Raw genomic sequence first — 14,006 nt, 5'->3', positions numbered from 1 at the left:
CTCCACCGCTCCCTCCCCCACCCCCCCCCCCCCCCCCCTCTACAACCGCGCGCGCGGCGCTATGCTGGTGGGCCATTCCCCGCTGTTGCCGGAGCCCCCGCGTGAGCACCCCGATCCAGGACATTTCCCTCACCACCATCGACGGCCAGCCGTCCTCGCTTGCCGACTACCAGGGCAAGGTGCTGCTGCTGGTCAACGTCGCCTCCAAGTGCGGCCTCACTCCGCAGTACGAAGGCCTGCAGGCGCTGTATGCGGAAAAGCACGCGCAGGGCCTGGAAGTGCTGGGCTTCCCCGCCAACAACTTCCTCGGCCAGGAGCCGGGCAGCGAGGCGGAGATCCAGCAGTTCTGCCAGCTCACCTACGACGTCAGTTTCCCGATGTTCTCCAAGATCAGCGTGGCCGGTGATGACACCCACCCGCTGTACCAGCAGCTGACCGCCGCCCAGCCGCAGTCGATCGGCGAAGGCCCGCTGCGTGAGCGCCTGGCGAGCAAGGAGATTCCGATCCACGCAGCACCGGCGGTGCTGTGGAACTTCGAGAAGTTCCTGGTTGGCCGCGACGGCAAGGTCATCGCGCGCTTCGCCCCGGACGTGGCTGCCGATGACGCGCGTCTGCGCGAAGCCATCGAGGCCGCGCTGGCGGCCTGAGGAAAGCGTGCCAACCAGGGTTGGCACCTACCGGAAAAGAAAAACCCCGCCGAGGCGGGGTTTTTTAATGCACGGGCTGCAGCGATCAGTTGCTCCAGTTCGGCATCGGCATGGCATCGACCGGGATCGGCGAATTGGCATCGTCGTGGCCACGGTCGCGCTTGCTGCGCAGATCGTTCTCGATCTGGTAGTTGCGGCGCTGCATCCACGCATCGCGTACCAGCGAGTACTCGTCCACGGCGGTGTCACGCAGGTTGTCGATCGCCAGCAGCTGCGCGCGGGTATCGACCAGCTGCAGGCCCTGCAGGCCGATGCGGATCTTGTCCTCTTCGATACGGCGGATCGGCGACAGCGGAATGTCACCGGCCAGGCCGAACACATCACGCACGGTACGCGGGCCGAAGAACGGCAGTTCCACGTAGCGCGAACGACGCCAGCCCCAGGCACCCAGGGTCTGGCCGAAGTCCTCATTGCGACGCGGTACCATCGCCTTGCTGGCCGGATCGAACAGGCCGCCGATACCCAGCGTGCTGTTCATCAGGAAGCGGCCGAGGCTGTCCCACGCATCGGCGCCGCGGCCCTGCAGCAGCTGGTTGGTGATGGTCACCGGTGCGCGCAGGTTGCTGAAGAAGTTGCTGACGCCGGTGCGGGCGAAGCGTGGCACCACGTGGGTGTAGGCCGTGGCCAGCGGGCGCGCGATGCCGCGGTCAACCGCGTTGTTGAAGGTGTGCACCTTGCGGTTGAACGGTTCCCACGGATCGTAGGCCGCCGCGCTGCCGGTGTTGCCGGCACCACCATAGAGGGCATCGAAGTCGTCATCACCACCGGGGGCGGTCGCCGCTGCGGCCCTGGCCGCATCGGTGTCGGCGCTGCGGGCCGGTGCGGATGGTGGCGTGGCCGGTGCAGGTGCGGCAACCACGGCTGCGGCCGGCGCGGCATCGACCGTAGCGGCATCGGCGGTGCGGGCGGAGGCCTCGGCGATGGTGCTGGCCGGGACCACGGTACTGGCTGCCGGTGCATCGCTGCGTGCGGGCTTGCCGGCGCAGGCGGTCAGGGCGGTGGCCAGGACGATCAGGGGGAAAGTGCGTACGACGTTCATGTCAGCTCGCAGCAGAAGTAGCGTTGAAATCCAGGTCGGGCGACAGCCGGTAGGCTGCGCTCAGCTCGTTGTAGCCGGCCGGCGCGCCGGAGACTGCCAGCGGGTGACCGCTCTTGCGCGCGCGTGAGGCAAGTTCGGCCAGCAGCGCCAGGCCGGCGCTGTCCACGCGTTCGACCTCACCCAGCTCCAGCCGTGACAGCTTCGCCGGCAGGGCCTGCAGCTGCGGCCACAGCGCGATCACCGCGGCACGGTCGAGCACCCCGCGCAGGCGCAGGGTGTCGCCTTCCAGCAGCGCCAGTGCGTTACTTGCCATTGCCCGCGGGCCCGGCCTGCATGCTGCCGCTGTGCAGTTCGTTGGCCACCTGCTTGATGCCCTTCTGGCGCAGCGGGGTATCGAACTGGTTGCGGAAGGTCTGCACGTAGGAAATGCCTTCGATGTTGACGTCGAAGATCTTCCACTGGCCATTCACGTTGCGCATCCAGTACTCGACCGGGGTCGGCTCGTTGCCGGCACGCACCAGTTCGGTGCTCACGCGCACGCCACGATTGCCCGGCAGCGGGCTTTCACCCTTCAGGCGGAAGCTCGGCTTGCCCTGGATGTTGAGCAGGGTCGAGCCGTAGCGCTGCATCAGGCTGTCGGCCATGGCATCGGCAAACAGCTTGATGTCGGCGTCGGAGGCGCCACGGGCGTGCGGGCCCAGCACCAGGCGCGCGGCGTAGTCGCGGTCGAAGGTGCGGGTCAGCTCGCTGTCAATGTAGCTGCGCAGGCTGGCCGGGTTGCTGGTGAACTCGCTCTTGCGCTGCTGCAGCGTGGACAGGATGCGGCTGCTGGCATCGATCACCACCTTGCCGGCCTGGCTCTGCGTTGCGGCAGCGGCAGGCGCGGCGGCCTGGGCCTGGGCCAGGAACGGGGTGACTGCCAGCAGCGCCGAGGCGAGCAGGGCCGGGATCAGTTTCATCTTCATGGTTGCGGTTCCGTTGCAGGCGCCTGCGCGCCATCGTTGGGCTTCTGAGCAGCGCCGCCACCGGCGCCGCCACTGAACATGTACTTGCCGACCAGCTGGATCAGGTCCACTGCCGGCTGGGTGAAGACGATCTCGTCGCCGGCCTTCAGCACGTCCGGATCACCGCCCGGCTGCAGACCGATATAGCTCTCGCCGAGCAAACCACTGGTGAAGATGCCGGCCGAGGTGTCCGCCGGCAGGTCCTTGACCTTGCTGTCCATGCGCAGGGTCACGATCGATTCGAACTTCACCGGGTCCAGATCGATCGACGCGACCTGGCCGACGGTGACGCCGCCGATCTTCACCGGCGCCTGCTTGCGCAGCTGGCCGACCTGGGAGAAGCGCGCCTTCAGGTCATAGCCTTCACTGCCCCAGCTCCAGCGCTGGTTGGTCGAGGCCACGGCCAGCACCATCAGCGAGGCCAGGGCCAGCAGCAGGAAAGCGCCGACGGAGAATTCGAGTCTGGGACCGCGGATGGCCATGTGGATTACCTGATCGAGTCGTGGTGGCCGCGCGCGCCTGCGCACCGCCGGTGGAGGGGTTAGGTGAACAACATTGCCGACAGCACGAAGTTGAACATCAGTACCAGCAGCGAGGCGTTGACCACCGCACGGGTGGTCGCCACCGAAGTGCCTTCAATGGTCGGCTCGGCATGGAAACCAACGTAGGCGGCGACCAGCGCGGCAGTGCCGCCAAAGATCGCCGACTTCAGCATTGCCACGCCGAAGTCGTCCCAGAAGTCCACGCTGTTGCGCAGCGCCGACCAGAACACGCCGTTGTCCAGGCCCAGCACGTGCACGGCTTCGAAGTAGCTGGCGCTGATCGCCAGCGAACAGAAGATGCCGGTCAGCAACGGCACAGTCAGCACCGCCGCCCAGAAGCGCGGCGCCACCGCCTTGGCTACCGGATCGATCGCCATCAGCTCCAGCGCCTTGATCTGGTCGGTGGCACGCATCAGGCCCAGTTCGGCGGCGATCGAACTGCCGGCGCGACCGATGAACAGCAGCGCGGTCAGCACCGGTGCCAGCTCGCGGTACAGCGACAGGCCGAGCAGGGTCGACAGCGCGTCGGCCGCGCCGAAGGTGGTCAGCGTGCGGTAGCCCTGCAGGGTCAGCACCAGGCCGACGAAGGCACCGCCGACGGCGATGATCGGCAGCGAGCGCGCGCCGATCTTGTAGATCTCGCGGGTCAGCTCGGCCAGGAAATCACGCGTGGGCAGCGAACCGCGCAGCACGGTCAGCGAGAACAGGCCGGCGCGGCCAAGCGAGCGGGTGGCTTGGACGAACGGCATCAGGCAACCCTCGCGCGTGGCGCGGCATCGAACGGAATCGGGCCATCCGGCTGGCCGTGCAGGAACTGCCGCAGCAGCGGGTCCTGGCTGGACTGCAGTGCCTCGGGCGTGCCCTGGAACACGATGCCGCCATTGGCGATCGCGATCACCTGGTCGCAGATCGGAAGGGTCTCGTGCACGTGGTGGCTGACGATGATGCTGGTCAGGCCCAGGCTGTGGTTGAGGCGCTGGATCAGGCTCATGATCACCCCCGAGGCGATCGGGTCCAGCCCGGTCAGCGGCTCGTCGTAGATCATCAGCGGCGGGTCCAGCGCCAGTGCACGGGCCAGCGCCACACGGCGCGCCATGCCACCGGACAGCTCGCGCGGCCAGGCATCGGCGGCGGCCAGCAGGCCCACCGCATGCAGCTTCATCTGCACCAGCCGGCGCAGCACGGCGGTCGGCAGGCGGGTGTGCGTACGCAGCGGCAGGGCGACGTTCTCGGCCACGGTGAGGTCGGTCAGCAGGCCGTTGCCCTGCAACAGCACGCCCACGCTCTTGCGCATTTCCAGCAGCGCGCCGCTGTCATGCGGGATCGGCTTGCCGAACAGGGTGACCTCGCCGGCGACCGGGCGCAGTTCGCCGGTCAGCGCCGCCAGCAGGGTCGACTTGCCGCTGCCGGACGGACCGAGCACCGCGGTGATGCTGCCCTTGGGCACCTGCAGCGACACGTCGCGCAGGATCGTGCGTCCGCTCCGGTCGATGCGGACGTTGGATAACTGCACCAGACTGGAGGTGGAAGCCGACATGGGCACCATTAACGTTTTTTAGACATCGAAGGATCGGGCCCGTCGGCTGAACATAAGCAGACTGGACGGTCCAGTATTGTTGCACGGCAAGGCCTCGCGCAGGCCGGGACAATCGCCCGGCAGCCCGGAACAATCCGTACCGGCGATGGGCTGACCATTGAATACGGCCTGCCGTCCTGCACACTGTGCATGATGAGTGACCCAGGCAGCGATTTCCGCCTCTACCATTCCAACTCCCTGGACGTGCTGGCCGCGCTGCTGGCGCGCAACGTGCGTGCGCCGGTACCGGGCCAGCCGCTGCTGGCGCCGGAAGTGGTGCTGATCCCGCAGGTGGCGATGCGGCGTTGGCTGCAGGCGACACTGGCGGCCGAGTTCGGCGTGGCTGCCAACCTCGAGTTCCTGACCCCGGGCGAGTTCGTGGCGCGCGCGCTGAAGGCCAACGTCAGCGGTGAGCAGGACGATCTGGACGCCGCTGGCCTGCACTGGAAGCTGTACCAGGCGCTGCGCGATCCGTCGCTGCTGGCGCAGCCACCGATGCGCGCGCTGCAGTCGTATCTTGCCGGCGATGATGCTCTGAAGCCGTGGGCGCTGGCCGGCGAGCTGGCCTCGGTGTTCGAGAAGTACCAGGCCTGGCGGCGTGACTGGCTGCTGCGCTGGGCGGCGGGGGCCGATCCGGCCGATCCGCAGGCAATCCTGTGGCGCACCATCACCCGGGGCCACGACTATCGCGCCCGCCGCATCCAGGAGTACCTGGACCGCTTCGAAGGCGCCGGCCAGCCGCTGCCGCAAGGCTTGCCGCCGCGCATGTCTGCGTTCGCGACGCTCAACATCTCGCCCGACGTGCTGCGGGTGATGGCCACCCAGGCCCGGGTGGGCGAGCTGCACTTCTACATGCCCACCCCGGTTCAGTCGTACTGGGGCGACCTGCAGACGCTGGCCGAGCGCCTGCGCAGCGGCGCGCCCGATCCCTTCGGTGAAGCGGCCGGCGAGAACCGCCTGCTGGAAGCCTGGGGTGCGGCCGGCCGCGACTTCATGGCGGTGCTGGGCAGTTACGAGGTGGTGCATCCGGCCGGCGAGATCGCCGCCTATTCCGATCCGGAGGAGGACACCCGGCCGACCCTGGACGAAGGCGGCCTGTCCGACAGCCTGCTGCATCGCCTGCAGCGCGATCTGTTCCACCGCCGCGCACTGCCCTCGGGCGAGCTGCGCGAAGGCCTGCGCAGTGACGACCCCAGCCTGCAGGTGCACGCCTGCCATACCCGGCTGCGCGAGCTGCAGGTGCTGCACGACCAGCTGCGCAGCCTGCTGCAGGATCCGCGCTTCGACCCGCCGCTGCAGGCGCGCGAGATCGCGGTGCTTGCACCGGACATCGATCCCTATGTGCCGTACCTGGAAGCAGTGTTCGGCGGTCGCGGCGGCGAGGAGGAGCACATTCCGTATGCGCTGGCCGACAGCAGTCCACTGGCGGGCGAGCCGCTGGCCGATGTGTTCGTGCATCTGCTGGGCCTGCCGGTCTCGCGCTTTGGCTTGAACGAAGTGCTGGACCTGCTGGCCAGCGCGCCGCTGGCCGAAGCGGCCGGGTTGGAAGCGGTGGACTTCGATCGCCTGCATGGCTGGCTGCAGCAGGCCGGTGCACGCTGGGGCCTGGATGCGAAGCACCGCAACCAGCACCAGGCACCGGCCGACGACGCCTACACCTGGCAGTTCGCGCTGGATCGCCTGGTACTCGGCCATGCCACCGGCAGTGAGGCTGACCTGGCCGGTGTGGCGCCGTGGATCGAACTGGAAGGCGGCGCGCTGGACGCGCTGGACCGGCTGCTGCGCCTGTTGCGCGTGCTGGCCATCTACCAGCGTCGCCTCGGCGAGCTGCTGACCCCGGCGCAGTGGCGGCAGCGCCTGCTGTCGCTGCTGGATGCACTGCTGCCCACCGCGCCCAGCTCGCCCAACAGCCAGCGCGCGCTGGAGCGCCTGCGCAAGCTGCTCAACCAGTTCGCCGACGATGCCGCCAAGGCCGGTTTCGAAGACGGCGTGCCGCCGGAGGTGGTGCGTTCGCACTTCGCTGGCGTACTGGGGGAGGCCGATACGCGCGCACCGCTGCTGACCGGTGGCATCAGTTTCGGCCGCATGGTGCCGATGCGGCTGCTGCCGTTCCGGGTGATCTGCGTGCTCGGTCTCAATGATGGCGATTTCCCCCGCCGTGACCCTGCCGCCGGTCTCAACCAGCTCACCGCCGAGCTGGATACGCCGCGCCGCCGTCCGGGCGACCGCTCCACCCGCGAGGATGACCGCTTCCTGTTCCTGCAGCTGTTCGCGGCCGCGCAGGAGGTGTTCTATCTCAGCTATCTCGGCGCCGATCCGCGCGATGGCAGCGTGCGTGAGCCGTCGGTACTGGTCAGCGAACTGATCGATGCCGCCGCCGCGTATCACCTCGATCCGACTGCGGCGGTCCGCGACTTCACCGTGCGTCACGCCTTGCAGCCGTTCTCGCCAGCCGCGTTCGGTGATGGCGATCCACGCCGCTTCAGCTATCGCCGCCAGTGGCATCCGGCCGCCGGTCGCCTGACCGGCCAGCGCGGTGGCCTGCAACCATGGTTCGATGCACCGTTGCCGCCGCCGCTCGACGATGCGGTGGAAGAGGAGGTCGCGCTCGATACCCTGCGCCGCTTCCTGTGCGACCCGGCCGGGCAGTTCCTCGCACAGTCGCTGGGCCTGCGCCTGGCCGACGATGTCGAGGAGGTCGATGACCTGGAACCGCTGGTGCTGTCGTCGCGCGGGCCGGAAAAGCGCAGCGTGCAGGCGGCGGTGGTACGCGCCACGCTCAGCGGCGATACCGAGCCCTTGTACCCGCGGCTGCGCGCGCGTGGCCTGCTGCCCTCGGGTCCATTGGGCCAGCGCCAGTTCGAGGTGGAGCAGTTGAAGACACGCCCGTATGCCAGTGCGCTGCTGGGCTGGATGCAGGGCGATCCACTGGAAAGCCGCCGCTACGAAGTGGACATCGATGGCGTGCGCCTGCATGGCCGCGTGGCCGATCGGCATCCCGAAGGGCTGGTGCGCCTGCGTGCCGGCACGCTCAATGGCAATGCAGTGATCCGCCAGGGCCTGGACTGGCTGCTGGCCAACGCCGCTGGCGACGCGCTGCCCCTCGTGCAGTTCCACGATGGCGGCGATGCCGGCCCCGGCCCGCATGTGCTGCCGGCATTGAGCGTTCCGGCGGCGCGCGCGGCGCTGCGTGCGCTGCTGCAGCTGCGCCAGCGTGGCCTGCGCGAGCCGCTGCGCTTTGCCCCGTATACCGGCTGGGTGCTGTACAACGCGCCGACAGAAAAACAGCGCAGCGAAGGCTGGAAGCAATGGCACGGCAGCGACCGCACCTGGGGTGAATCCAGCAGCGACGCCTGGCAGCTGCTGCTGCGCGGCGCAGACCCGTTCGCCACCGATGCCAGTTACGCCGACCTGCTGCGCAACAGCCAGGTGGTCTTCAGCGCGGTGCGCGAAGGCCGCACTCTCGGCGCCGAAGCACGCCAGGAGGGCAACGCATGAGCACCGCCATCGCCGAAGACGGCATCGAATCCCTCAGCCGTGATCCCTACCTGACCCTGCCGCTGGACGGCATCCGCCTCATCGAAGCCAGCGCCGGCACCGGCAAGACCTTCACCCTGGCCACGCTGTTCACCCGCCTGGTGGTGGAGCAGGGCCTGCGCATCGGCCAGATCCTGGCAGTGACCTTCACCGACGCCGCTACCCAGGAACTGCGCAAGCGCATCCGCGAGCGCCTGGCGCTGGCCGCACGCCTGGTCGATCTGGAACCGGCCGAGGGCGAAGCGCCGGACGTGCGCCTCACCCGCGAGGTGCTGCAGCGTCATCTGCACGAGGGCAGCGAAAGCGCCGCCGCATTGAAACGCCGCCTGCAGGTGGCCGCAGACGAGATCGATCTGGCGTCCATCTTCACCATCCACGGCTTCTGCACCCGCGTGCTGCGCGAGCATGCGCTGGAGAGCGGCCATACCTTCGATCCGCCGGAACTGCTGGCCAGTGACCGCGAGCTGCTGGAGGAGCTGGCGGCCGACCTGTGGCGGGTGCACGCCAACGACCCGGTCACGCTGGAGCCGCTGACCTGGCTGTGGTCCAACCCGGACGCGCTGGCCGCCGATCTGCGCGCGTTGCTGGGCACGCCACCGCTGCATCCGCTGCCACAGCCGGTGACACTGGCCGATCCACACCCGGCATTGCAGAGCGCGGCAGAAGCACTGTCCGCAAGCGTGCGCGAGCATGGCGAGCAGTTCTTCATCGACCTCTGCGATGCGGTCGACAACAAGTGGCTCAACGGCGTGTCCTACAAGTTGGGTTGGCTGCATCCGCTGGGCCGGCAGCTGCTGGCCTGGGCCGAGCGCGCCGACCCGCGCGAGCTGCTGATCAGCGAACGCCTGCCGGCGCTGCTGCCGGAGGCGTTGGCCGCCAAGACCAACAAGAAGTTCGCCGAGCGCACGCCGTCATCCGCTTTGCAGACGCCGTTGGCGCGCTATGTCGCGTTGCTGGCCGAACGCGATGCCTGGTTGCGCGCTACCGCGCTGAATTTCCTGCACGCGCTTCGCGCCGACGCCACGCAGCGGCTGCAGGCGCTGAAGCGCACGCGCCGGGTGCAGACCTACGACGATCTGATCGATGGCGTAGCGCTCGCCCTCGAAGGCCCGCAGCGACTGACGCTGGTCAGGCAGCTGCGCGCGCAGTACCGCATCGCGCTGGTTGATGAGTTCCAGGATACCGACGATCGCCAGTGGGGCATCTTCCACACCGTGTTCGGCGATTCGCCGGAGGTGCGCGAGCTGGGCCTGGCACCGGCGTTGTTCCTGATCGGCGACCCCAAGCAGGCGATCTACGGTTTCCGCGGCGGTGATATCCACACTTACCTGAAGGCCAAGCAGGTGGCGCAGCAGGCGCCGGTGCTGGACCAGAACTTCCGCTCGCGACCCGCTGTGCTGCGCGCGCTGCAGGCGCTGTACGACAACGCCGGCGAAGACGCCTTCCTCGAACGCGACATCCAGTTCGAGCCGGTGCGGCCCGGTGGCGTGCGCAGCGATGCGGACTACCAGCGCGACGGCCATGCCGCCGCGGCGCTCACCCTGCGCGTGCTGCGCAGTGGCGGTGACAAGGCGATGAGCGCCGATGCCTCGCGCGATGCGGCGACCCAGGCCTGCGTGGCCGCGATTCACCAGATCCTGGTCGAGGCGCGTGCGGGCAATGCCGTGTTGCGTGGGCGCCCGGTGCAGCCCGGTGACATCGCGGTGCTGGTGCGCTCGCATCGCGAGGCCACCCTGGTGCAGCGCGCACTGGCCGCGGTCGGCATTCCGGCAGTGGCAGCCGGCAAACAGAGCCTGTTTTCCACGCCTGAAGCGCGTGATCTGCGTGCGCTGCTGCTGGCACTGCTGCAACCGGCCGACGAGGGCCGCCTGCGCGCAGCGCTGGCCACGGTACTGCTCGGCCAGCGCGCAAGTGCGATTGCGGCGATGGAACGCGAGGGCGACCTGCAACGTGGGTTCCAGGCGCAGCTGCTGCACTGGCGAGAGCGCTGGCAGCGCGGCGGGCCGTTCGCGGTGATCGCCGATGTCTGTGCCGCGCAGGGCGAGCGTCTGCTGGCGCTGATCGATGGCGAGCGCCGCCTCACCAATTACCTGCAGCTGGGTGAACTGCTGCAGGAAGCCTCCGCGCAGGCGCTGGGCATGCACGGGCTGCTGGACTGGTTGCAGGGGCAGATGGCCAGCGCCGACCAGGATGACGAGCAGCAGCTGCTGCGCCTGGAATCGGACGCGCGCCGCGTGCAGATCATCACCCTGCACAAGAGCAAGGGCCTGGAGTATCCGCTGGTGTTCCTGCCCTTCGTCGGCATCGACGGCGGCGCACCGAACACGGCCTCGCACTGCACCGTGCACGTCGGCGGCCAGCGCCAGTTGCACTGGAAGCTGGACAAGGACGAGGCCTGGGAAGTGGCCACCGCGCAGCGCGAACGCGAGCAGCGCGCCGAGGATGCGCGCCTGCTGTATGTGGGACTGACCCGCGCCGAGCATGCGCTGTGGATCGCCGTGGGTGATCTGGCCGGGCTCGGCAAGACGCGGCTGGCGCCGCTGCTGGGTGACCTGCAGGCGCTGCGCGCGCTCGCCGATGTGCACATCGATGACAGCGAGGCGCCGGCCACGCTGCCGCAGCTGGCGGCCGAAGTGGAAGGTGAGCTTCCAGCCGTGCGTGCACTGACCCGGCGCGTGCCGCACGACTGGTGGGTGTACAGCTTTACCCAGCTGGCCCACGCAGATGCCGGCGTTGGCAGCGATATCGAAGCGGCCGCCACCGAGCTGCCGGCACCGGCCGCCGACGAACCGGCCGGCCCGGAACTGCCATTGGAACCGGCGCTGCCTGAACCCACCGCGGCCGCCGAGGACAACGCCCCGCTCGATCCGCGCTTCATGGGCAGTCGCTTCGGCAACGTGCTGCATGAGGCGATGGAGAACGTCGACTTTGCTGCATGGGCTGACTGGCAGCCGGGCCTGGAAGCCCCTGAGGGGCAGGCCGAGGTGCTGCGCAAGGCGCTGCACGACGAAGGCTATGCCGATGTCGATCTGGACGACGGCGTGGCCGTGCTGGTGCCGCTGGTTGGCCACACGCTGACCGTGCCGCTACCCGAAGGCGGTGCGCTGCACAGCCTGGGTGAAGGCGAGCGCCGCGCAGAAATCGACTTCCATTTCGCCATCGAACCGACCACGGTGCCGGCGCTGCTGCAGGTCCTTCATGCGCACGGCGTTTCCAGTGGTCGTCGAGGCTTCGGCCAGCGTCGCCGCCTGGAAGGGCTGATGACCGGCATGATCGACCTCACCTACGTGCGCGACGGGCGCTGGTACGTGCTCGACTACAAGTCCAACCGCCTGCCCGGCTACAGCCCGGACCTGCTGGCCATTGCCATGCGGCACAGCGAGTACGACCTGCAGGCGCTGATCTACACCGTGGCCCTGCATCGCTGGTTGCGCTTCCGCCTGGGCGCGGCCTACGACTACGAACGTGACATGGGCGGCATCCGCTACCTGTTCTGCCGCGGCCTGGATGGCACCGGCAATGGCGTGCATGTGGACCGTTTCCCGCTGGCGTTGGTGGATGCACTGGATGCGTTGTTCGCCGGTGGCGAGCAGGCCCAGGCCGAACTGGCCGCACGTGCGCGGGGGGCCAGCGCATGAGCTTGCTGCACGAGCTGTATCGCAACGGGCAGCTGCGCACGCTCGATCACGCACTGGCGACCAGCCTGCAACGCCTGCGGGTGGACACCCCTGATAGCGTGGCAGCGGCGGCCGCGCTGGCCTCGCTGGCGGTGTCGCAGGGCCACGCCGGGTTTGATCCGGCACAACCGCAGCGGTTGCTGGAAGGCGTGCCCGAGTGGCCTGCCGCGCAGGACTGGCTGGCGCAGCTGCGCGCATCGCCCTGGGTAGCGACGCCGGAGCAGGCCGACGCCATCGCCGAGGATGCGCCACTGGTGCTGGAGAACGGCCTGCTCTACCTGCGCCGTTATCGCGAGTACGAGCGTCAGTTGGCGGCCGGGCTGCAGCGCATCGGCCGGCATCCGCTGCCGGCGCCGGACATGACGGCGTTGGCGCCGCTGTTCGCGCAGCTGTTCCCGCAGGCATTGAACAGTGAAGATCACCAGGCACGCGCAGCCGGCGTGACCCTGCGCCATCCGCTGGCACTGGTCACCGGCGGCCCCGGCACCGGCAAGACCACCACCATCGCGCGCCTGTTGCTGCTGCTGGCGGCGCAGGCCCGGCATGCCGGCCCGCCGCTGCCCGAGGTGGCGTTGGCCGCGCCGACCGGTCGCGCTGCCGAGCGCATGGCCGAGAGCCTTCGCGTAGCCGTGCAACGTCTGCAGGAACAAGGAGTGGATGCGACGCTGTGCGCGGCATTGCCCAGTACCGGCACCACCCTGCATCGCCTGCTCGGCGTGATTCCCGATTCACCGCGCTTCCGCCACCACGCTGATAATCCACTGCCGGTGGATGTGGTGGTGGTCGACGAAGCGTCGATGATCGATCTGCCGATGATGGCCAAGCTGGTCGATGCGATCGCCAGTGGCACCCGGCTGATCCTGCTCGGCGACCCGGACCAGCTGCCGTCGGTGGAAGCCGGCGACGTACTCAGCGCGATCCTGCGCGCCAGCGGCGATGGCATCGGCACCCGCGCCGACGACGCGCAGGCACTGCATGGACTGCTGGCGCCGGCCACCTTGCAGCCGCAGGCGGCACCACGCGCCTTTGCTGGCCGCCGCGTGCAGCTGCAGCGCGGTTACCGTCAGAGTGATGCACTGGACCTGGCGCCGCTGGCGCATGCCGTGCGCGAAGGCGACAGCAGCACCGCATTGCAGCTGCTGCGTGGCGGTTCACTGGCTGGCGTGCATTTCCATGAAGGCGAAGCCGATCCATTGCGTGGCCAACGCGAGCATCTGCTCGGCCACTGGCGCGCGCTGGCCGAGGCCGCTGATCCGGTAAGTGCCCTGCAGCAGGCCGGGCGCCTGCGCGTGCTGACCGCATTGCGCGAAGGCCCGCAGGGCGCGCGCGGGCTCAACAGCCGCATCGAACAGCTGCTGGCCGGCAACACCCCGGGCTACTTCCAGGGCCGCCTGCTGCTGGTCACCGAGAACAGCTACCGGCACCGCCTGTTCAACGGCGATATCGGCATCTGCCTGCGCGATGGCAGCGGCGCGATGGTGGCCTGGTTCCCCGGCGATACCGTCGAGCAGCCACGCGCCTTCCACCCGGCCGCACTGCCCGCGCACGAAAGCGCGTTCGCGATGACCGTACACAAGGCACAGGGCTCGGAGTTCGACGAAGTGTGGTTGCAGCTGCCACGCCAGGATAGCCGCGTGCTGTCGCGCGAACTGGTCTACACCGGCCTGACCCGTGCCCGCCAGCGCCTGCACGTAGCAGGCAGCGCAGAGGTGCTGCAGGCCGCATTGAAACGCCACGCCAGTCGACTGGGTGGCCTGGCCTGGCGGCTGGGCGTGGAAGCGGTGGCCGAAGCACCGGCGCGCATCGAACAGCCTACGGTGCAGGGCAGGTTGTTCTGAACGGGGGTCGGATCCCGTTCCCTTCGGGAACGGGCTCTGACCCCTTCACCTGATCGCCAGGCAGAAGCAGTCGAGCATGACTCGAC

At 68.9% G+C, this 14,006-nt stretch carries 10 protein-coding genes; 4 read left to right on the top strand and 6 right to left on the bottom strand.

Annotation, left to right across the window (positions count from 1 at the left end; genetic code table 11):
• Positions 1-101: 101 nt before the first annotated feature.
• Positions 102-647, top strand: coding sequence for a glutathione peroxidase (locus ACTJJM_RS17955; protein WP_010487473.1), 546 nt, complete (start codon positions 102-104; stop codon positions 645-647).
• An 85-nt stretch (positions 648-732) separates the two neighbouring features.
• On the opposite strand, the gene ACTJJM_RS17950 is transcribed toward ACTJJM_RS17955, so the two are convergent.
• The 6 genes from ACTJJM_RS17950 to ACTJJM_RS17925 are packed head-to-tail and all read right to left on the bottom strand — an operon-like array spanning position 733 to position 4,829.
• The gene (locus tag ACTJJM_RS17950) at positions 733-1,746 is read right to left on the bottom strand and encodes an MlaA family lipoprotein (protein WP_241874151.1); all 1,014 of its coding nucleotides are present in this window, start codon (positions 1,744-1,746) and stop codon (positions 733-735) included.
• Between the two features lies 1 nt (position 1,747).
• On the bottom strand, positions 1,748-2,059 hold the full coding sequence (locus tag ACTJJM_RS17945) for an STAS domain-containing protein (protein ID WP_010487477.1): 312 nt from the start codon (positions 2,057-2,059) through the stop codon (positions 1,748-1,750).
• On the bottom strand, positions 2,049-2,711 hold the full coding sequence (locus ACTJJM_RS17940) for an MlaC/ttg2D family ABC transporter substrate-binding protein (protein ID WP_159360760.1): 663 nt from the start codon (positions 2,709-2,711) through the stop codon (positions 2,049-2,051). Before ACTJJM_RS17940 ends, ACTJJM_RS17945 begins: the two co-directional genes overlap by 11 nt.
• Complete coding sequence (mlaD, locus tag ACTJJM_RS17935) at positions 2,708-3,232, bottom strand: outer membrane lipid asymmetry maintenance protein MlaD (protein ID WP_010487482.1); 525 nt, start codon at positions 3,230-3,232, stop codon at positions 2,708-2,710. The genes ACTJJM_RS17940 and mlaD overlap by 4 nt, the downstream gene beginning before the upstream one ends.
• Positions 3,233-3,291: 59 nt before the next feature.
• Positions 3,292-4,041, bottom strand: coding sequence for an MlaE family lipid ABC transporter permease subunit (locus ACTJJM_RS17930; RefSeq protein WP_005414955.1), 750 nt, complete (start codon positions 4,039-4,041; stop codon positions 3,292-3,294).
• Positions 4,041-4,829 carry an ABC transporter ATP-binding protein gene (locus ACTJJM_RS17925; RefSeq protein WP_010487485.1) on the bottom strand — a complete coding sequence of 263 codons (789 nt, stop codon included), beginning with the start codon at positions 4,827-4,829 and terminating at the stop codon, positions 4,041-4,043. The genes ACTJJM_RS17930 and ACTJJM_RS17925 overlap by 1 nt, the downstream gene beginning before the upstream one ends.
• A 189-nt stretch (positions 4,830-5,018) precedes the next feature.
• Here ACTJJM_RS17925 and recC point away from each other — a divergent pair, with 189 nt between their 5' ends.
• The 3 genes from recC to recD are packed head-to-tail and all read left to right on the top strand — an operon-like array spanning position 5,019 to position 13,920.
• Positions 5,019-8,366, top strand: coding sequence for an exodeoxyribonuclease V subunit gamma (gene recC / locus ACTJJM_RS17920; RefSeq protein ID WP_053443761.1), 3,348 nt, complete (start codon positions 5,019-5,021; stop codon positions 8,364-8,366).
• Entirely contained in the window at positions 8,363-12,043 is a 3,681-nt protein-coding gene (gene recB / locus ACTJJM_RS17915) for an exodeoxyribonuclease V subunit beta (protein WP_241888774.1), read from the top strand. Before recC ends, recB begins: the two co-directional genes overlap by 4 nt.
• The gene (recD, locus tag ACTJJM_RS17910) at positions 12,040-13,920 is read left to right on the top strand and encodes an exodeoxyribonuclease V subunit alpha (RefSeq protein WP_440865863.1); all 1,881 of its coding nucleotides are present in this window, start codon (positions 12,040-12,042) and stop codon (positions 13,918-13,920) included. The genes recB and recD overlap by 4 nt, the downstream gene beginning before the upstream one ends.
• Positions 13,921-14,006 lie beyond the last annotated feature (86 nt).

This window comes from Stenotrophomonas sp. 22692, assembly GCF_052045015.1.
Lineage (GTDB): Bacteria > Pseudomonadota > Gammaproteobacteria > Xanthomonadales > Xanthomonadaceae > Stenotrophomonas > Stenotrophomonas geniculata.
The sequence above is the reverse complement of the archived record's forward strand: the minus strand, read 5'-3'. Positions and strand labels throughout refer to the sequence as shown.

Coding starts and splice junctions, on each gene's coding strand:
- recB (WP_241888774.1), top strand. CDS start 8,363: ATGAGCACCGCCATCGCCGAAGACGGCATCGAATCCCTCAGCCGTGAT.
- recD (WP_440865863.1), top strand. CDS start 12,040: ATGAGCTTGCTGCACGAGCTGTATCGCAACGGGCAGCTGCGCACGCTC.
- ACTJJM_RS17945 (WP_010487477.1), bottom strand. CDS start 2,059: ATGGCAAGTAACGCACTGGCGCTGCTGGAAGGCGACACCCTGCGCCTG.
- ACTJJM_RS17925 (WP_010487485.1), bottom strand. CDS start 4,829: ATGTCGGCTTCCACCTCCAGTCTGGTGCAGTTATCCAACGTCCGCATC.
- recC (WP_053443761.1), top strand. CDS start 5,019: ATGATGAGTGACCCAGGCAGCGATTTCCGCCTCTACCATTCCAACTCC.
- ACTJJM_RS17950 (WP_241874151.1), bottom strand. CDS start 1,746: ATGAACGTCGTACGCACTTTCCCCCTGATCGTCCTGGCCACCGCCCTG.
- ACTJJM_RS17940 (WP_159360760.1), bottom strand. CDS start 2,711: ATGAAGATGAAACTGATCCCGGCCCTGCTCGCCTCGGCGCTGCTGGCA.
- ACTJJM_RS17930 (WP_005414955.1), bottom strand. CDS start 4,041: ATGCCGTTCGTCCAAGCCACCCGCTCGCTTGGCCGCGCCGGCCTGTTC.
- mlaD (WP_010487482.1), bottom strand. CDS start 3,232: ATGGCCATCCGCGGTCCCAGACTCGAATTCTCCGTCGGCGCTTTCCTG.